Source organism: Stenotrophomonas maltophilia group sp. RNC7 (assembly GCF_030910085.1).
Classification (GTDB): Bacteria; Pseudomonadota; Gammaproteobacteria; order Xanthomonadales; family Xanthomonadaceae; genus Stenotrophomonas; species Stenotrophomonas sepilia.
The window spans coordinates 26,856-43,757 of the sequence record NZ_JAVFVN010000864.1 but is presented as its reverse complement, the minus strand read 5'-3'; the positions used below and the strand labels follow the sequence as shown (position 1 = coordinate 43,757).

Sequence of the window (16,902 nt, the reverse complement as noted above, 5' to 3'; positions counted from 1 at the left end):
GTGGTCGGCAGTCGATGGCTCGGCGAAGAAGGCCCCCGAGGCAGATGGCGCTTGGTCAAGCAACGCTATGAGGCCCGCAGCGTAATGGGACGGCGCTCTAAGGATCCTGGTGCCATCCCACACATGCGAAAGCGCGTGCGGGGCAAGACCACGTATTACTTCTTCGACCACGGCGGCAAGCCGCGCCGCGAAACAGCACTGGGCAAGAGCTATCCAGAGGCTGTGCGCAAGTGGGCCGAGCTGATGGCGACCGAGGCAGCAGTGCCGGAAATCGTTACTTTTCGCGACGCTGCCAAGCGGTACAAGCAATTGGTCATCCCGAAGAAGCGCGCATCAACGGCCAAGGTCAATCTGGCGGAATTGGCGAAGCTCGAAGAATTCTTTTGCAATCCGCCTGCGCCACTGGCCAAGATCAGGCCGCTACACGTTCGTCAGTACCTTGACTGGCGAACCAAGAACGGGGCGGTGGCCATGGTCAGCGCCAACCGCGAGAAGGCGCTGCTGAGTCATCTGTGGAACAAGTGTAGGGAATGGGGCTTCACCGACGCGGAAAACCCTTGCAAGGGCGTGCGTGGTTACGGCGAAGCGGGCCGCGATGTGTACGTCGAGGACGACGTATACCGGGCAGTGTGGGATGCAGCAGATCAGCCGTTGCGCGATGCGCTGGATCTGGCTTACCTGACTGGCCAGCGGCCGTCCGATGCTCTCAGCATGGATCGGCGAGACGTGCGCGATGGCTTCCTGCATATCAGCCAGAACAAGACAAAGCACAAGCTGCGCATTGCCATCGAGGGTGAGCTGGCCGAGCTGCTGGTGCGCTTCAGCGCCAGGACGTTCAAGCGGCGCGGCAAGCAAAAGGGCGCGGTCATTGTGCACACGGCGCTGCTGCTGGACGAATACGGCCAGCCCCTCAGCAAGGGTCAGCTGCGGAGCCGGTTTGACGCAGCGCGCGAGCGCGCAGGCGTGCCCAAGGCGGCGTTCCAGTTCCGGGATCTGCGGGCAAAGGCAGGCACCGACAAGGCCGATTCGGCTGGCGATATTCGGAAGGCACAGCAGCAGCTCGGCCACCAGTCGGTGACCACGACAGAGATCTATGTGCGGAAGCGCCGCGGTGCGCTGACCAGCCCGACGAAGTGAATTGCGGAGCGGTCGATATTTTGCGGAGCGAGGGGGAAGGGCTGAAACCCTTGGTGCATATGGTGGGCCGTGAAGGATTCGAACCTTCGACCAAAAGATTAAAAGTCTTCTGCTCTACCGACTGAGCTAACGGCCCATTGCACTGCCCCAGCCTTTCGGCGGGGTGGGCATTCTACCCTACTTTGGCCGGTCGCGTGAAACCCCGGTGTGTCGAGGATGCCGGCCAGCGGCCGGCACTACCAGCGGGCTTAAACCTTTCGGGCCATTGTCGCATCCCATCTGTGATCCTTCCCCGGAGCCATGGATGCGCCTGATCGCCAGCCTGCTTGCCGCCCTGCTGCCCTGCGCAGCCCTGGCCGCCCCGCCCCAGGTCGTCACCGACGACATCGGCCGCTTCTGGGCCACCTATGACGCGGTGCGCGCCGAGCCCGACGTTGACCGCCAGGTCGCACTCGTGCAGGAGCGCTACATCGATCCAGGCAGCCCCGGCCTGCATGCGCTGATGCAGGTCCGCAACTACACCGCCCGCGAATACGCCGAGGCCATGCGTGCGTGGCCGCGCTTCTGGACGTCGGTTCGGCCGTTGACCGCCAACGCGCAGCAGGCCAGCGCCACCCTGGAACGGGATCTTTCCAGATTCCGGGCGCTCTACCCGGCCTTGCGCCCGGCCACCATCACCTACGCAGTCGGTGTGCTGCGCACCGGCGGCACCACGCTGGGTGACAAGGTGCTGATCGGTGCCGAGATGGCACTGGGCGATGAGCGCGTGGACGTGAGCGAACTGCCCGAAAAGATGCGCGACCGGCTACGGATCTTCTACGACAGCCGCCCCGGTGCGAACAACGCGCAGAACAACCTGCACGAGTACGTGCATACCCAGCAGCGCGAAACCAGCGGCAGCGTGGCCCAGTACGCGGTGCGCGAAGGCGTTGCCGAGTACGTGGCCGAACGGCTGAGCGGGCGTCGGCCGGCGTTGCCGATGTATCGCTACGGGCCCGCGCACGAAGCGGAAATCCGCACGCGCTTCATTGCCGAGATGGACGGGGACAACCTGGACAACTGGCTGTACAACAGCGCGCGCAATCCGTTCGGGGTGAGTGACTTGGGCTACTACGCCGGCTACCGCATTGCGCGGGAGTACATGCGCCAGCAGGCCGATGAGAGAGCCGGCATCGCGCGGATGATCGAGCTGGACTATGCCGATCCGAATGCGGTGCGGGCGTTTATTGAAGCGTCGGGGTGGTTGCAGCAGCGGTAGCGCCGGGACAGAGAGTGCGAACCAACGGTTCGCACCCACCAGGGAGACATTCGCACCCACAGGGAAGCCGGCCAGCGGCCGGCTCTACCAGGCGCGGTCAAGCGTACCGCGTCGGGTCCGGCACGCCGGCCTCGGCGAAGCCCTGCGCGCGCAGGCGGCAGGCGTCGCAGTGGCCGCAGGCGGCGCCGTTGGCGTCGGCGTTGTAGCAGGACACGGTCAGGCCGAAGTCCACGCCCAGGCGCACGCCTTCGCTGACGATCTGGCCCTTGCTGAGGAACTGCAGCGGGGCATGCACCTTGATGCCGGCGCCTTCCACGCCCGACTTTGTGGCCAGGTTGGCCAGCGCCTGGAACGCGGCCACGAACTCGGGGCGGCAGTCCGGGTAGCCGGAGTAGTCGACGGCGTTGACGCCGCAGAAGATGTCATTGGCACCGAGCACTTCGGCCCAGCCCAGCGCCAGCGACAGCATGATGGTGTTGCGCGCCGGCACGTAGGTGACCGGAATGCCGGCTCCGCCCGCCTCCGGTACGTCGATGTCGTCGGTCAGCGCCGAGCCACCGATGCTGCGCAGGTCCACGTCCACGGTCTTGTGCGCGACCACGCCTTGGGCCTTGGCCACGCGGGCGGCGGCATCCAGTTCGGAGGTGTGGCGCTGGCCGTAGCGCACGCTCAGGGCATGCACGGCAAAGCCCTGTTCCTGGGCCATGGCGATGACGGCGGCTGAATCCATGCCGCCGGAGAGAAGCACGACTGCCTTCTTCATGGGAAATCTTCCGGTTGGGAGGGGAAAGCCAGCACGCTGTCCCGCGCCGGAGCTACATCAGGGAACGCTGCGCCGGCTCATCGGCCCGGCTCGTCGTTCCACAGGATTTTATGCAACTGCATCTGGAAGCGCACCGGCAGCCGGTCTTCGACGATCCAGTCGGCCAACTGCCGCGCGCTGATCTCGCCCTTGCTCGGCGAGAAGAACACGGTGCAACGCTTCACCAGGCCGTGCTCGGCGACCATGGCCTTCGCCCAGTCGTAGTCCTCGCGGTTGCAGATGACGAACTTGATCTGGTCGCGGACGGTCAGCAGCGGCAGGTTTTCCAGGCGATTGCGGGCGGCTTCGGCCGAGCCCGGCGTCTTGATGTCAACCACGCGCGACACGCGCGGGTCCACTGCGCTGACATCCAGCGCGCCGGAGGTTTCCAGCGAGACATCCATGCCCGCATCGCACAGCTTCTGCAGCAGCACCAGGCAGCGCTTCTGCGCCAGCGGCTCGCCGCCGGTCACGCAGACGTGGCGGACGCCCTGGGCCAGCACCTCGGCCACGATGTCGTCGATGTCCCACCAGGTGCCGCCGTGGAAGGCATAGGCGGTGTCGCAGTACTGGCAGCGCAGCGGGCAGCCGGTCAGGCGCACGAACACGGTCGGCCAGCCGGCGGTATCGGCCTCGCCCTGCAGCGAGGTGAAGATCTCGGTGATCTTCAGGCGCGGCAGCGGCGACTGCACGATGTCGCTGGGGGTGGCGACGGCGTTTGACGGGGTAACGGCGGTCATGGCGGGTACTTCTTGGTGGGACACGTGGCGGGTGGGCTACCGTGGCCGGTAACGAAAACAGCCGAGCATGGCTCGGCTCTACAACAGCAACCGGACGGGTTTGCTGGTCCGGAAACGAAAGCAGCCGAGCGTGGGCTCGGCTCTACAGGGCACCTATTGTACGCCCGCTCAGCGGATCAGCGGATCTGCTTGCCCAGGCGGATGGACTGCAGACGGTCCTGCGCGGTGCGCGCGGCGTCCGAGCCGGGGTACTGCGCCACGACGGTCTCCAGCGTCTGCTGGGCCTGGTCGACCTTTCCCTCGCCGTACTGCGAGAGGCCGACCTTGAGCAGGCCGCCCGCGGCCTTGTCGTGGGTCGGATAGCGCGAGAGCAGCTCTCGGAACTGGGTCTCGGCCATCGGGAAATTGCGGGTGGCGTAGTAGCTCTCGCCCAGCCAGTACAGCGCATTCGGCGCGTAGACGCCGTTCGGGTACAACTCCAGGAAGCTCAGGAACAGCTGCGCCGAATCGTCGTACCTGCCGGCCTTCAACGCATCGAAGGCAACGTTGTAGGAGGTGCGCTCGTCGCCGGTGGCGGCAAGGCTGCCAGCATCACCATGGACGGAAGGCGGCCGCTCGGAAGTGGCCGCCGCTGCGGGTTTTGCCGGGGCCGGTGCGGCCTTCGGCGCGCTCGCCGGAACGGGCGGCAGGGCCGGGGCGGCGTTGCCCCCTTCCAACCGGTTCAGGCGGCTGTCCAGATCCAGGTACTGGTCCTGGGCGGACTGCTTGAGCTGGGCGTTGTCATGCTGCAACTGCTCGATCGAGGCCTGCAGGCTGGTGACCTGCTGCCGCAGCTGATTGATCTGGTTCAACAGGTCCTGGTTGGCACTGTTGTTGTACATCTGCTGCTCGAGCGCGCCGACACGGTCAGCCAGGCTCTGTCGCTGTGCGTGCGCCGGTGCGGCAGCCACGAGGGCTGCCGCAACGACCAGCATCAGTTTGATGCCAATGCGCATGGATTACTGCGCGGTGTAGACGATTTCGACGCGACGGTTCTGCGACCAGCAGGACTCGTTCGACTCGGTGCAGACCGGACGCTCTTCACCGTAGGACACGACGGTCAGCTGCGAAGCCGAACCACCGTTGGCCTGCAGGGCCGAGCTGACGCCGTTGCCACGACGCTCACCCAGGGCCTGGTTGTACGCGCGCGAACCGCGCTCGTCGGTGTGGCCCTGCAGGGTGATGCGCGAGGACGGACGGTCACGCAGGTACTTGGCGTGGCACGCCATGATGGCCTGGAATTCCGGCTTCACGTCTTCCTTGTCCAGGTCGAAGTACACAACGCGCTGGCGCAGGCAGGCGTCGGTGTCCAGGTCGCCCGGGCCGTACAGGCCGGAGGTCGACGGACCGGTCGGGGTGGTGGTCGAGGTGCCGGTGTCGACCGGGGCTGCCGGCTCTTCCTTCACCTTCTTCGAGCAACCGGCCAGGACGGCCACAGACAGCAGGGAAACAAGCAGAACGCGGGTGGACTTGTTCATGGCGATACCTTTGTGGCTCCTAAGCCGATGAGGGGTTCAAGACAACGAAAATATTAACACTCTTTTAGCGCTGGGTACGGTATGGGGACCATGCCGGTTCGCGCACATCACCGTCAGCCAGGACCAGGCGCTGGCGAACCCGCGCATCGGCCGAAACGGCATACAACACACCACGGCCACCTTCGCGGGCGGCGTACAGCACCATGCTTGCGTTGGGCGCAAAGCTCGGCGATTCATCCAGCGAACCCGGGGACAGCGTGCTCCAGCGCGGCGAGCCCAGCGAGCTGTCCATCATCGCGATCTTGTAGCTGTTGCCCGAGCCCTGGGCGACGGCGATCTTCTTGCCATCGTAGGACACCGACGGCTTGGCATTGTAGTTGCCCTGGAAGGTCACGCGCTCGGCGCTGCCGCCACCGGCACCGACCTTGTAGACCTGCGGACGGCCGCCGCGATCGGAGGTGAAGTACACCGCGCTGCCGTCCGGTGCCCAGGTCGGCTCGGTATCGATGGCGAAGTGGTTGGTCAGCTGGGTCAGCTGCTTGCTGCCCAGGTCCATCACGTAGATTTCCGGGTTACCGGAGCGCGACAGGGTCAGGGCCAGCTTGCGGCCGTCCGGCGAGAACGCCGGGGCGCTGTTGATGCCGCGGAAGCTGGTGACCAGCTCGCGCGCACCGGTGCCGATGTTCTGGATGTAGATGGCCGAATTGCCACGCTCGAAGCTGACGTAGGCCAGCTTGCTGCCATCCGGACTCCACGACGGCGACAGCAGCGGCTCGGCCGAGCGCACGATGGTCTGCGGGTTGAAGCCATCGGAATCGGCCACCATCAGCGCGTAGCGCATGGCGTCGCCCTTGCCACTGGCGGTCACGTAGGCGATGCGGGTCCAGAAGGCGCCGCGCACACCGGTGATCTTTTCGTAGATGGCGTCGGCCATCTGGTGGGCAACGTCGCGCATGGCGTTGCCACGGGCGGTCATCGCCAGGCCCAGCAGGCGCTCGCCCTTGGGCACGTCGAACAGTTCGTACTCGACGCGGTAGGCACCCGCACCGGCATCAAGCACGCGGCCAACCACGATGTAGTTCTGCTTCAGCGCGCGCCAGGTCGCGAACTGGATATCCCCCCCCCGCACGGGCTTCTCGACGATCTGCGCTTCCGGCAGCGTGCGGAACTGGCCCGAACGCTCCAGATCGGCACGGACCACGCCGGCGACGTCGGTCTGCGGAGCGGCCGACGAACCCTGATAGGGCATCGGCACGATGGTGATCGGCAGCGCGGAGGCATTGCCGCCGATGATGTCGATATCCAGCCCCTTCTGCTGCGCGACGGCAGCAAAGGGCAGCAACAGGGCCGCAAACACGGCAAGCCAGCGAGGCATCTTTTTCATGGAGCGCTCAATAAGGGGAAACCGGAACGAGGGATAACAAAGCGGGAGTGAACCGCTTCGCAATCATGAACCAAGGGTACGTGAATTCCGGGTCAGTTCCAGCCCGTCTTCTCACGCACCGTTAACGTCGTGGCTAACATCGCACCGTCTGCCCTGGTCACGCCGCCCCGGAGGACGGCGTTCGACAGCAGCCCACAGCCTGCCCGGTCGAAACCGAGCACACCAGAGGCAAGCGCGACAACCGTGGGCAGGAGTGGCCCGAGGCCCCCCTGCCCTGCCCGCCTCAGCGATCCTGGGCAGTAAAGGTGAAGTTGAGCGTGCGTGCGAACACCGACTCGAAGCCACGGTACGGCAGGGGCTGCGCGTTGAGCACGGCGGCCTCGATCGAACGCTTGCCGGCCTCGTCGTAGGGGCAGTTCGGGCTGACCTTGGCCTGCATCACCGTGCCACCCGGAATCTGGGTGATGGTGATCTGGCAGCGCTGGCCCAGCGGCACCGTGTCCGGCCGCACCCACTGCGACAGGACCTTGGCCTGGATCGCCGCGGCGTACTTGGCCGAAAGATCATCGCTGTTGCCACCGCCACCGGCGGCCGGCTGGGACGCACCGCTGGCACCGGCGGCGGCACTGCCCGCGGCATTGCGCGCGGCGGCGACCTGGCGCAGCTTCTGCTCGGCCAGCTTGGCTTCCTTTTCGGCCTGCTCGCGGCGGGCACGGATCTCGGCGATCTTCTTCTGCTTCTCGGCCTCGGCCTTGTCCGCGGCCTGGCGCGCCTGATCGGCCAGCTTCTTCTTCGCGTCTTCTTCCTGCTGCTTGGCCAGGCGCAGCTTCTGCTCGGCCTCTTCCTGGCGCTTGCGTTCGGTCAGGTCGATCTGCTCCTGGCGGCGCTTGGCTTCCTGCTCCTGCCTGGCCTTCTCCTGCGAGATGGCCAGCGCGCTCACTGCTTCCTGGTCCTTGGTATCCGGCTGCGCGACACGTTCCTGCGCCTGTTGCTGCTGTGGCGTGGGGGCGTCCTGTGGGCGCGGCTCGGGAATCGGCTGTGGCGGCGGAATGGTGTCTTCCGGCACCGGAACCGGCTCGGCCACCGGCGGCGGCAGGTCCTCCAGCTTTTCGGACTGGCGCAGGGCCTGGCGGGCGGCGGACGCCTCGGACGCGGACAGCGCCAGGCTGGCCTCCACCGACGGATCACCGGCGGCGGCGTCGGTGTTGCGCTCGGGCGACCAGAACCAGGCCACGATGAAGACCAGCGCGACCAGCAGGTGCACCAGCAACGCCAGCGCCAGGGGCAGGCCCCAGCCGGGTTCGCGCTGCTGCGGAGGTGGCAGGGCGTCAGCGTGCATCGGTGGCCAGGCCTACCTTGTCTACCTTGGCGCGCTTGATCACATCCATCGCGGCGATGACCTTTTCATAGGCCACGGCACGGTCGGCGGCGACGATCACGCGCACGCCCTTGTCCTGGGCGGCGATGCCGGCCAGGCGGCCCTCCAGTTCCTCGGCCGACACGGCGGTCGGTTCCTTGGCGTCGGGCAGCTTCAGGCTGAGCTGGCCGTCCTGGCGCACCGAGACGATCACCGGGTCCTGCTTGCTTTCCAGCGCCTTGGCGTTGGATTGCGGCAGGTCGACGTCGAAGCTCAGGGTGAGCAGCGGCGCGGTGACCATGAAGATGATCAGCAGCACCAGCATGACGTCGATGTAGGGAACGACGTTGATTTCCGATTTCAGCTTGCGGCGCTTGCGGCGACCGATGGCAGCGGACATGGCTTGGACTCCCGGGTCAGGCGCTTACTCGTCGCCAGCGCTCTGGCGCTGCAGGATGGAGCTGAACTCTTCGGCGAAGGTCTCGAACCGCACCGACATGCGCTCCACGCGGGTGGTGAAGCGGTTGTAGGCCCACACCGCCGGGATCGCCACGAACAGGCCGATGGCGGTGGCGAACAGGGCTTCGGAGATGCCTGGCGCGACGGCGGCGATACCGGCCTGCGCACCGCTGCTGATCATGTCGTGCATGGTCACCATGATGCCGAACACGGTACCGACCAGGCCCACGTACGGGGCAGTCGAACCGATGTTGGCCAGCAGTTCCAGGTTACGCTCAAGCTGGTCCACTTCGCGGGTGTAGGTGGTGCGCATGGCACGCTGCGCGCCTTCCAGCTGCGCACGGCCATCCAGGCGGCGCTTGTCGCGCAGGCGGGTGTACTCGCGGAAACCAGCTTCGAAGATGGCTTCCAGGCCGGTCACGCTGCGGCTGCGGTCGGTGGCGGCGCTGTACAACTTGCCCAGGTCGGCGCCGGACCAGAAGCGGTTCTCGAACTCGTCGGCTTCGCGGGTGGCCTGCTTGAACACGCGGGCCTTGCGGAAAATGATCACCCAGCTGACGAACGAGCCGACCAGCAGCAGCAGCACGATGATCTTCACCGGCAGGCTGGCCTTGGCCATCAGTTCGAGGTAGTTGATGCCGCCGCCGGTGGTGGCCTGGGCAAGGGTCTGTGTCGCGGCGTTGCTGACGTCGGCCGGCAGTGCCTCGGTGACCGTGGCCTGCAGGGCCAGGAGCGTTGCGATCATCCGTTGTTCCTCAGTGTTCGGATTCGGGGTGGAGGTGGGGTTGCAGCATGGCAAGGACGGCCCCGTCCATGCCACGCGGGCGGAAACTGGCCGCTTCCAGTGCGGCGATGCGGACCTGGGCCGACAGCAGCAGCTCGCCGTCGCGCAGGATCTGCTGGTCGAAGACCATGCTGGCCTTCTTCAGCTGGACCAGGCGGGCGCTCACCTGCAGGGTGTCATCCAGCCGTGCCGGCTTGATGAAATCCATCTGCATCGAGCGCACCGCGAAGACCATCCCGTGCTCGGCGCGCATGCGCTCCTGGCCGTAGCCGAGCGCACGCATCCATTCGGTCCGGGCCCGTTCCATGAAGGCCACGTAGCGGGCGTGGTAGACCACGCCGCCTGCGTCGGTATCTTCCCAGTAAATGCGTGTCGGCCAACTGAATAGTGGCTCAACCGACATCGGGAACCTCCGCGAACAGGTCCTGCGGCGGGTTCTTCGGCTTCAGGCCCATGTGCCGGTAGGCCTTGTGGGTGGCCATGCGGCCGCGCGCGGTGCGCACCAGGAAGCCCTGCTGGATCAGGTACGGCTCGACCACGTCTTCCAGCGTGCCGCGTTCCTCGGACAGCGCCGCGGCCAGCGACTCGATGCCGACCGGGCCGCCATCGAAGTAGTCGACCAGGGTATTGAGCAGGCGCCGGTCGAGCTCGTCGAAGCCTTCCGGATCAACCTTGAGCATCTTCATCGCGGCCTGCGCCACGGCCTCGTCGATGTGGCCGCCCGCCTTCACCTGCGCGTAGTCGCGCACGCGGCGCAGCAGGCGGTTGGCGATACGCGGGGTGCCGCGCGCGCGCCGCGCGATCTCGCCGGCGCCGTCGGGGGTGCAGTCGATGCCGAGGATGGTGGCCGAACGGCGCACGATCCGGGTCAGCTCCTCGACGCTGTAGAACTCCAGCCGCTGGACGATGCCGAAGCGGTCGCGCAGCGGCGCGGTCAGCAGGCCGGCGCGGGTGGTGGCACCGATCAGGGTGAACGGCGGCAGGTCGATCTTGATCGAACGGGCCGCGGGGCCCTCACCGATCATGATGTCGATCTGGAAGTCTTCCATCGCCGGGTACAGCACTTCCTCGACCACCGGCGACAGGCGGTGGATCTCGTCCACGAACAGCACGTCGTGCGGCTGCAGGTTGGTCAGCAGTGCGGCCAGGTCGCCGGCCTTTTCGATCACCGGGCCGGAGGTCACCCGCAGGGCCACGCCCAGTTCGTTGGCGATGACGTGGCTGAGCGTGGTCTTGCCCAGGCCGGGCGGCCCGAAGATCAGCACGTGGTCGAGCGCGTCGCCGCGCCCCTTGGCCGCTTCGATATAGATCTCCATCTGCTCGCGCACCGGGGCCTGGCCGAGATAGTCGGCCAGGCGCTTGGGGCGGATGCTGGCGTCGGCGGCGTCATCCTCGCGGGTGGCGCCGGCGCCGATGATGCGGTCGTCGGTCATGTGCTGATTATGCGGCAAAAGCGGGGTGATTCGGCCGGGCTGCGCCCGGCACCCGCAGAGGCAACGGCAACATCCAGAGCAACAGCCGAAGCGGGCTTCCTGGGGGAATGGCGGGGTGGGTCCGGTTGCGGGGGACGCCGTAAATACGTCCATGTAGGCTCGGTCGCGCCATCCATGGCGCTCACGCCCCCGCAACCGGACCCACCCCGCCTTCGACAGTTTCCTGCGGTCTGTCGGAACGGCGTTCTGCTTTGGTGGGTGCCGACCGTTGGTCGGCACGGTAGATCCACGCCATGCGTGGACGGATCTCTGGAGGAATCGACGGTGGAGATTAAATCTCCACCTGCGCGCCGAGTTCCACCAGCCGGTTACCCGGAATCCGGAAGAAGCCGGTCGCCGGCGCGGCATTCCGGTGCATCAGCGCGAACAGCTTGTCGCGCCAGATCGGCATGCCGCGGTTGGCGGTGGCCACGATGGTTTCGCGGCTGGCGAAGAAGGTGGTGTCCATCGGGTCGAAGTAGATGCCACCGTGGTCACACGAGCGCATCAGCGCCAGCGGCACGTCCGGGGTTTCCATGAAGCCGAAGCGCACATAGACGCGGTAGAACTCGTCGCCCACCGATTCGATCTTCAGCCGCTGCCCTTCCATCGCATACGGAATCGGCAGGGTTTCCACGTGCAGGAACACGTTGCGCTCGTGCAGCACCTTGTTGTGCTTGAGGTTGTGCATCAGCGCATGCGGGGCCACGGTCGGGTCGGCGGTGAGGAATACCGCGGTGCCCGGCACGCGTACCGGCGGTGCCAGCATCAGGCCCGGCAGGAAGGTATCCAGACGGATGCCGTCCTTGCGGATCTCATCGCGCAGCAGCTCGCGGCCACGGCGCCACGTGCGCATCATGGTGAACAGGAAGATGCCCAGCACCACCGGGAACCAGGCGCCCTGCAGCAGCTTGGCACCGTTGGCGATGACGAAGCCCAGATCGATGATGAAGAACACCACGCACAGCGGCAGCAGCCAGGCGCGCGCCTTCGGCCACAGCGAACGGGCCACCAGGGCCAGCAGCAGGGTGTCGATCAGCATGGTGGCCGACACCGAGATGCCGTAGGCCACCGCCAGGTTGGACGAGCTGCGGAAGGCCAGCACCAGGCCGATCACCATCACCGCGATGCCCCAGTTGATGCCCGGGATGTAGATCTGGCCGATGGTGTCGTGCGAGGTGTGCTTGATGCGCATGCGCGGGATGTAGCCCAGTTGCATCGCCTGACGCGAGACCGAGAACGCGCCGGTGATGACCGACTGGGACGCGATCACCGCCGCCATCGTGGCCAGGATGATCATCGGGTACAGCGCCCACGACGGCACTGCCTCGAAGAACGGGTTCTTCAGCGCCTCGGGGTGGTTGAGCACCAGTGCGCCCTGCCCCAGGTAGTTCAGCACCAGGCACGGCAGCACGAAGAAGTACCAGGCGTGTCGGATCGGCTTGGCACCGAAGTGGCCCATGTCGGCGTAAAGCGCCTCGCCACCGGTCACCGCCAGCACCACTGCGCCGAGGATGAAGATCCCATGCCAGCTGTGCTCCATGAAGAAGCGGATCGCCCACCACGGGTTGAATGCCTTGAGCACTTCCGGCGCATCGACGATGTTGTAGATGCCGATCGCCGCCAGCGAGATGAACCAGACCGATGTGATGGGGCCGAAGGCCTTGCCGATCTTCTCGGTACCGAAGCGCTGCGCCGCAAACACCATCAACAGCACCACCACCGTGATCGGCACGATGAAGGCATGCAGGCCCGGCGCGGCCACCTCCAGGCCTTCCACCGCACCCAGCACCGATATCGCCGGGGTGATCACGCCGTCGCCGAAGAACAGCGAGGCACCGAAAATGCCGAGGATGCCGACCACGTAGGCCGAGCGCGAGCCGTTGCGCAGCGTGCGCTGGGTCAACGCCATCAGCGCCATGATGCCGCCCTCGCCGTCGTTGTCGGCGCGCATGATGATGGTCACGTACTTCAGCGTGACCACGATGTTCAGCGCCCAGAACGCCAGCGACAGCACGCCCAGCACGGTGTCGTGGTCACTGTTGAGCCCGTAGTGCGGCGAGAACGCCTCCTTCAGCGTGTACAGCGGGCTGGTACCGATATCGCCGAACACCACGCCGATCGCACCGATGATCAGCGCCATGCCTCCTGCTGGAGGGGCGTGACCGTGGCTGCCGGAGGCAGCTGCGTGCGGGGTTTGACTGCTGGACATGGGACTCCTGGCGATGCTCAGGCGGTTCGTTGAAGGAAAGGGACGCGGCTCAGCGCAGCGCCGACTGCAGCGCCTTGCGGATCACGGTGGCCACTTCGTCGCCTTCATTGAAGGCGTCGCGGGCCATGCGTGCCGCTTCGGCCGGCTTGTAGCCCAGCTGCTGCAGGGCCACGGTGGCATCGGACAGCGGGTCGGCCGGGGCCGGGCCGCTGCCGGTGGGCAGCGCGCCGCCGGCGCCGAACTGGGCGGCGCGGTCACGCAGTTCCAGTACCATGCGCTCGGCAGTCTTCTTGCCGATGCCGGGGATACGGGTCAGCGCGGTGATGTCACCGGCCTGGACCATGCGCGCGAACTCCTCGACGGAAACGCCGGACAACACCGCCAGCGCGATCTTCGCGCCGATGCCACTGACCTTCTGCACGTCGCGGAACAGGCGCCGCTCACCCTCGCGCAGGAAGCCGTACAGCGAAACGCTGTCTTCCTTCTGCGCGTAGTGGGTGTACAGCGTGACCTCGCGGCCGAGCTCAGGCAGGTCGTAGAAGGTGCTCATCGGCGCCTCCAGTTCGTAGCCCACCCCGTTCACGTCCACCACCAGCCACGGCGGCGCCTTGTAGGCGACGATGCCGCGCAGTCGTCCGATCATTGCGTGCAGCTCCTCATTTTCGGCCCCACGCCTGGCGGGCACTGAGCCCCAGGCGGTTGGCCGTTGCCCGTACGTGGGCATGGGTGATCGCCACTGCCAACGCGTCGGCCGCGTCGGCCTGCAGCTTGGTTTTCAGGTTGAGCATGAGCCCGACCATGTGTTGAACCTGTTGCTTTTCGGCGCCACCACGGCCAACCACGGCGAGCTTGATCTCGCTGGCGGCGTATTCGTGCACCGGCAGGTCGCGCAGCACCACGGCCGAGATCGCCGCGCCCCGGGCCTGGCCCAGCTTCAGCGCCGAATCGGGATTGCGGGCCATGAACACCTTTTCAATGGCCACTTCCTGCGGCTGGTACTCGCGGCACAGGTCGGCCAGGCCCAGCACCAGCAGCTTCATGCGCTGCGGGAAGTCGTCGGCGCCCAGCAGCACCAGTGGCTGGTGGTGCACGTAGGTGACGCGGCCGGCGGCATCGACATCGATGATGCCGACCCCGGTCCGCTGCGAACCGGGGTCGATGCCGAGGATGCGGGTCATGCTGCACTCCTGGCGGGGCGGAACGGGATGCGCTGGCAGGCGTATGGGCTCATGACTGTCCGCGGTGACCGTTCAACGGCCCGCGCCCAGGCCGTCGAAGACGGCTCAGGCGTAGGCGTCGGCGCCGAGTTCGGCGTTGGAATACACGTCCTGCACGTCGTCCAGGTCTTCGAGCATGTCCAGCAGCTTCTTGACCTGCAGGGCGACGTCGCCTTCAACCTTGATGTCGTTGTCCGCGCGGAAGGTGATCTCGGCGTGGTCGGCGACATGGCCGGCGGCGGCCATCGCATCCTTCACCGCGTTGAACGCGTCAGGGCTGGTGACCACATCGATCGAGCCGTCATCGGGGTAGACCACGATGTCATCGGCACCGGCTTCAATGGCCGCTTCGGTGATGGCTTCCTCGTCGGCCCCTGCGGCGAAGCTGAGCACGCCCAGGCGCTTGAACATGAAGGCCACCGAGCCCTCGGTGCCCATGTTGCCACCGCACTTGCTGAACGCATGGCGGACATCGGCCACGGTGCGTACGCGATTGTCGGTCAGGCAGTCGACGATCACGGCCACGCCACCCGGGGCGTAGCCCTCGTAGCGGACTTCCTCGTAGTCGACGCCTTCCAGCTCACCGGTCGCCTTCTTGATGGCACGCTCGATCACGTCCTTGGACATGTTCACGGCCAGGCCCTTGTCCACGGCCACGCGCAGGCGCGGGTTGTTGTTGGGGTCGCCTCCACCGCCGCGCGCGGCAACGCCGATCTCGCGGATGATCTTGGTGAAAATCTTGCCGCGCTTCGCGTCGGACGCGTTCTTGCGGGCTTCGATGGAGGGGCCTCTACCCATGGGTGCTACCGTCTGGCTGCTTCAGGATCAAGGCGCGGATTCTACCTGATCGGGCGCTGCAACCGTGTCTAGGCCCGTATTGTTGTAGAGCCGAGCCCATGCTCGGCCCAATGGGCCCGACGGAATGCAGCCGAGCATGGGCTCGGCTCCACAGGGCGGCCCTGCCTCCCCTGCCCCTATGCTGCCGCCGCGTCGCGGCTGTGGTCGAACTTGCCATGACGCAGGAAATGCGCGGTCTGCCGCGCGGCGTCGGGCGACACCACCAGGCCGCTGTGGCTGGTGCGGACCACGCAATGGTCGGCCAGGCCCGGCAGCCGGGTCTCGGCCAGTGCCACGGTGCCGTCGGAGGCATCGTCGATGGCACCCAGCAGGCTGCCCAGCCCATGCGGCACCGAGCCGGCGATCAGGCCAACCTCGGCCCTGCCCTGCCAGTCCGGCAGGCCATCGAGCAGCAGCTCGCTGCTGCGTCCCAGCGCCAGGCCCCAGCCGTGCTCGGACAACGAGCGTGCGGTGCCACTGCCGCGCAGCGGTGAACCCAGGCAGACCACCCGCTGCACCGGCAGCTGCGGATTGCGCCGCAGCGCTTCCAGCGCCAGCAACCCGCCCAGGCTGTGGCCGACCAGCGACAACGGCCCGGCGTCGGCCAACCGTTCCAGCAGCTGGGGCACCGCCACGTCGGGACCACCGAACACCGAGGAGTAACCGAACGCATGCACCTGGAAACCACGCGCGCGCAGGCGCCAGGCCAGCGGCCCGACCCAGGCGCGGGCATTCCAGATGCCATGCAGCAGCAATACGGGGGGAGTCATGCAAACAGCCTGGCGGTCAGCGGGGCAGGAACGTGAGGTGATTGAACACGCGCGCGCAGCAAGCGGCGGTGAACGTCAGGCCGCGCGCGGTGCGCGGCGCAGGATGAATTCAAGATCGTTGGTATCGCCGACCGGGAACAGGTACTCGCCGGCCTTCTCGAAACCATAGCGGGCGTAGAAGCGTTGCGCGCCGAAGTTCTCCGACCACACACCCAGCCACAGCGTGCGCGGGCCTTCGCGCTCCAGCCAGGTCAGCGCGGTTTCCAGCAGGCGGCTGCCCCAGCCGCAGCTCTGCTGCGTCTTGATCAGGTACAAGCGCTTGAGTTCGCCGTCACCGGGTTTCACATCCGGATGCGGCAGGCCACAGGGGCCGGCGGCGGCATGGCCGACCGCCTCCCCATCCAGTTCCAGCAGCCACACCGCGTAATCGGGGTGGGCCAGGATCACGCGCTGGCGCTCGACCGTGTAGGCCTCCTCCAGGAAGGCCTGCAGGTCCTGCGGCGGGTACAGATGGCCGAAGGTTTCGGTGAACGTGCGGGCGGCCAGCGCCGACAGGGTCGGCGCGTCGTCCACAGTGGCGCGGCGGATCGAATACATGCAGGAAGTTGACGCCAGGGCGAAGCGGGGGTCAAGCCTTTTCAGGCGACTCCGCTTCTTCTTCCTCGTCCTCTTCCTCGTACTCCTCTTCGTCCTCGTCCTCTTCTTCCTCGTCCTCTTCGTACTCTTCCTCTTCGTCGTCCTCGTAATCCTCGACGCCGAAGTCTTCACCGTCCCAACGGCCTTCGCCGTCGGCGACGAAGGTCAGGGCCATCGCCGCCGGGTTGGTACCGACGCGGACCAGCCAACCACCGAACACGCGTGCACGCTCGGTGACCAGGTTGGCCTCGGAGCCTTCATTGCCCAGCTTTTCCCACTCCAGCGAAAACGCAAACTCGGTCATTGCCTGGATCTCCTGA

At 66.6% G+C, this 16,902-nt stretch carries 19 protein-coding genes and 1 tRNA gene; 2 read left to right on the top strand and 18 right to left on the bottom strand.

The window, feature by feature from the left end:
- The first annotated feature begins 84 nt into the window (after nucleotides 1–84).
- A complete protein-coding gene (locus RCF13_RS20515) occupies nucleotides 85–1,137 on the top strand; it encodes a tyrosine-type recombinase/integrase (RefSeq protein ID WP_134968755.1) in 1,053 nt (350 codons plus the stop codon).
- Nucleotides 1,138–1,197: 60 nt separating this feature from the next.
- Here RCF13_RS20515 and RCF13_RS20510 read toward each other — a convergent pair.
- Nucleotides 1,198–1,273: transfer RNA gene (locus RCF13_RS20510), tRNA-Lys, on the bottom strand.
- 168 nt (nucleotides 1,274–1,441) lie between these two features.
- On the opposite strand from RCF13_RS20510, the gene RCF13_RS20505 reads away from it, so the two are divergent.
- On the top strand, nucleotides 1,442–2,395 hold the full coding sequence (locus RCF13_RS20505) for a DUF2268 domain-containing putative Zn-dependent protease (RefSeq protein ID WP_134968754.1): 954 nt from the start codon (nucleotides 1,442–1,444) through the stop codon (nucleotides 2,393–2,395).
- A 97-nt stretch (nucleotides 2,396–2,492) separates the two neighbouring features.
- On the opposite strand, the gene queC is transcribed toward RCF13_RS20505, so the two are convergent.
- The 17 genes from queC to RCF13_RS20420 all read right to left on the bottom strand — a co-directional run bounded on the left by queC (nucleotide 2,493) and on the right by RCF13_RS20420 (nucleotide 16,886).
- Nucleotides 2,493–3,158 (bottom strand): 7-cyano-7-deazaguanine synthase QueC, encoded by a 666-nt coding sequence (gene queC, locus RCF13_RS20500; RefSeq protein WP_061480332.1) that lies wholly within the window; start codon nucleotides 3,156–3,158, stop codon nucleotides 2,493–2,495.
- Nucleotides 3,159–3,235: 77 nt separating this feature from the next.
- Entirely contained in the window at nucleotides 3,236–3,937 is a 702-nt protein-coding gene (gene queE / locus RCF13_RS20495; protein ID WP_111175715.1) for a 7-carboxy-7-deazaguanine synthase QueE, read from the bottom strand.
- 176 nt (nucleotides 3,938–4,113) lie between these two features.
- Complete coding sequence (ybgF, locus tag RCF13_RS20490) at nucleotides 4,114–4,932, bottom strand: tol-pal system protein YbgF (protein ID WP_180867541.1); 819 nt, start codon at nucleotides 4,930–4,932, stop codon at nucleotides 4,114–4,116.
- A 3-nt stretch (nucleotides 4,933–4,935) separates the two neighbouring features.
- Entirely contained in the window at nucleotides 4,936–5,454 is a 519-nt protein-coding gene (pal, locus tag RCF13_RS20485) for a peptidoglycan-associated lipoprotein Pal (RefSeq protein ID WP_005418510.1), read from the bottom strand.
- A 64-nt stretch (nucleotides 5,455–5,518) separates the two neighbouring features.
- Nucleotides 5,519–6,838 (bottom strand): Tol-Pal system beta propeller repeat protein TolB, encoded by a 1,320-nt coding sequence (tolB, locus tag RCF13_RS20480; protein WP_005418511.1) that lies wholly within the window; start codon nucleotides 6,836–6,838, stop codon nucleotides 5,519–5,521.
- 283 nt (nucleotides 6,839–7,121) lie between these two features.
- Nucleotides 7,122–8,177, bottom strand: a complete 1,056-nt coding sequence (gene tolA, locus RCF13_RS20475; RefSeq protein ID WP_061480414.1) for a cell envelope integrity protein TolA — start codon at nucleotides 8,175–8,177, stop codon at nucleotides 7,122–7,124.
- Nucleotides 8,167–8,595, bottom strand: a complete 429-nt coding sequence (gene tolR / locus RCF13_RS20470; protein ID WP_005410751.1) for a protein TolR — start codon at nucleotides 8,593–8,595, stop codon at nucleotides 8,167–8,169. The genes tolA and tolR overlap by 11 nt, the downstream gene beginning before the upstream one ends.
- A 24-nt stretch (nucleotides 8,596–8,619) precedes the next feature.
- A complete protein-coding gene (gene tolQ / locus RCF13_RS20465) occupies nucleotides 8,620–9,399 on the bottom strand; it encodes a protein TolQ (RefSeq protein ID WP_005410752.1) in 780 nt (259 codons plus the stop codon).
- Nucleotides 9,400–9,409: 10 nt separating this feature from the next.
- Complete coding sequence (ybgC, locus tag RCF13_RS20460) at nucleotides 9,410–9,841, bottom strand: tol-pal system-associated acyl-CoA thioesterase (RefSeq protein ID WP_134969345.1); 432 nt, start codon at nucleotides 9,839–9,841, stop codon at nucleotides 9,410–9,412.
- Nucleotides 9,831–10,871: a Holliday junction branch migration DNA helicase RuvB gene (gene ruvB / locus RCF13_RS20455; protein WP_308141528.1), complete on the bottom strand. Its 1,041-nt coding sequence runs from the start codon at nucleotides 10,869–10,871 to the stop codon at nucleotides 9,831–9,833. The genes ybgC and ruvB overlap by 11 nt, the downstream gene beginning before the upstream one ends.
- A gap of 331 nt (nucleotides 10,872–11,202) precedes the next feature.
- Nucleotides 11,203–13,122: a potassium transporter Kup gene (locus RCF13_RS20450; RefSeq protein WP_061480411.1), complete on the bottom strand. Its 1,920-nt coding sequence runs from the start codon at nucleotides 13,120–13,122 to the stop codon at nucleotides 11,203–11,205.
- A 49-nt stretch (nucleotides 13,123–13,171) separates the two neighbouring features.
- Nucleotides 13,172–13,765, bottom strand: a complete 594-nt coding sequence (gene ruvA, locus RCF13_RS20445; RefSeq protein ID WP_005418517.1) for a Holliday junction branch migration protein RuvA — start codon at nucleotides 13,763–13,765, stop codon at nucleotides 13,172–13,174.
- A 13-nt stretch (nucleotides 13,766–13,778) separates the two neighbouring features.
- Nucleotides 13,779–14,300 (bottom strand): crossover junction endodeoxyribonuclease RuvC, encoded by a 522-nt coding sequence (ruvC, locus tag RCF13_RS20440; RefSeq protein WP_005418518.1) that lies wholly within the window; start codon nucleotides 14,298–14,300, stop codon nucleotides 13,779–13,781.
- 105 nt (nucleotides 14,301–14,405) lie between these two features.
- A complete protein-coding gene (locus tag RCF13_RS20435) occupies nucleotides 14,406–15,137 on the bottom strand; it encodes a YebC/PmpR family DNA-binding transcriptional regulator (protein WP_005418519.1) in 732 nt (243 codons plus the stop codon).
- Nucleotides 15,138–15,313: 176 nt separating this feature from the next.
- Nucleotides 15,314–15,946, bottom strand: a complete 633-nt coding sequence (locus RCF13_RS20430) for an alpha/beta fold hydrolase (protein ID WP_032954421.1) — start codon at nucleotides 15,944–15,946, stop codon at nucleotides 15,314–15,316.
- Nucleotides 15,947–16,021: 75 nt separating this feature from the next.
- Nucleotides 16,022–16,543, bottom strand: coding sequence for a GNAT family N-acetyltransferase (locus tag RCF13_RS20425; RefSeq protein ID WP_134968908.1), 522 nt, complete (start codon nucleotides 16,541–16,543; stop codon nucleotides 16,022–16,024).
- Between the two features lie 31 nt (nucleotides 16,544–16,574).
- Nucleotides 16,575–16,886, bottom strand: a complete 312-nt coding sequence (locus RCF13_RS20420; RefSeq protein ID WP_061480409.1) for a hypothetical protein — start codon at nucleotides 16,884–16,886, stop codon at nucleotides 16,575–16,577.
- Nucleotides 16,887–16,902 lie beyond the last annotated feature (16 nt).

Excerpts from the sequence above, each read along its gene's own strand:
- tolB (WP_005418511.1), bottom strand. The coding sequence starts at position 6,838 with ATGAAAAAGATGCCTCGCTGGCTTGCCGTGTTTGCGGCCCTGTTGCTG.
- pal (WP_005418510.1), bottom strand. The coding sequence starts at position 5,454 with ATGAACAAGTCCACCCGCGTTCTGCTTGTTTCCCTGCTGTCTGTGGCC.
- RCF13_RS20515 (WP_134968755.1), top strand. The coding sequence starts at position 85 with ATGGGACGGCGCTCTAAGGATCCTGGTGCCATCCCACACATGCGAAAG.
- RCF13_RS20430 (WP_032954421.1), bottom strand. The coding sequence starts at position 15,946 with ATGACTCCCCCCGTATTGCTGCTGCATGGCATCTGGAATGCCCGCGCC.
- queC (WP_061480332.1), bottom strand. The coding sequence starts at position 3,158 with ATGAAGAAGGCAGTCGTGCTTCTCTCCGGCGGCATGGATTCAGCCGCC.
- ruvB (WP_308141528.1), bottom strand. The coding sequence starts at position 10,871 with ATGACCGACGACCGCATCATCGGCGCCGGCGCCACCCGCGAGGATGAC.
- ybgF (WP_180867541.1), bottom strand. The coding sequence starts at position 4,932 with ATGCGCATTGGCATCAAACTGATGCTGGTCGTTGCGGCAGCCCTCGTG.
- ybgC (WP_134969345.1), bottom strand. The coding sequence starts at position 9,841 with ATGTCGGTTGAGCCACTATTCAGTTGGCCGACACGCATTTACTGGGAA.
- tolQ (WP_005410752.1), bottom strand. The coding sequence starts at position 9,399 with ATGATCGCAACGCTCCTGGCCCTGCAGGCCACGGTCACCGAGGCACTG.
- tolA (WP_061480414.1), bottom strand. The coding sequence starts at position 8,177 with ATGCACGCTGACGCCCTGCCACCTCCGCAGCAGCGCGAACCCGGCTGG.
- queE (WP_111175715.1), bottom strand. The coding sequence starts at position 3,937 with ATGACCGCCGTTACCCCGTCAAACGCCGTCGCCACCCCCAGCGACATC.
- ruvC (WP_005418518.1), bottom strand. The coding sequence starts at position 14,300 with ATGACCCGCATCCTCGGCATCGACCCCGGTTCGCAGCGGACCGGGGTC.
- tolR (WP_005410751.1), bottom strand. The coding sequence starts at position 8,595 with ATGTCCGCTGCCATCGGTCGCCGCAAGCGCCGCAAGCTGAAATCGGAA.
- RCF13_RS20425 (WP_134968908.1), bottom strand. The coding sequence starts at position 16,543 with ATGTATTCGATCCGCCGCGCCACTGTGGACGACGCGCCGACCCTGTCG.
- RCF13_RS20450 (WP_061480411.1), bottom strand. The coding sequence starts at position 13,122 with ATGTCCAGCAGTCAAACCCCGCACGCAGCTGCCTCCGGCAGCCACGGT.
- ruvA (WP_005418517.1), bottom strand. The coding sequence starts at position 13,765 with ATGATCGGACGACTGCGCGGCATCGTCGCCTACAAGGCGCCGCCGTGG.
- RCF13_RS20420 (WP_061480409.1), bottom strand. The coding sequence starts at position 16,886 with ATGACCGAGTTTGCGTTTTCGCTGGAGTGGGAAAAGCTGGGCAATGAA.
- RCF13_RS20435 (WP_005418519.1), bottom strand. The coding sequence starts at position 15,137 with ATGGGTAGAGGCCCCTCCATCGAAGCCCGCAAGAACGCGTCCGACGCG.
- RCF13_RS20505 (WP_134968754.1), top strand. The coding sequence starts at position 1,442 with ATGCGCCTGATCGCCAGCCTGCTTGCCGCCCTGCTGCCCTGCGCAGCC.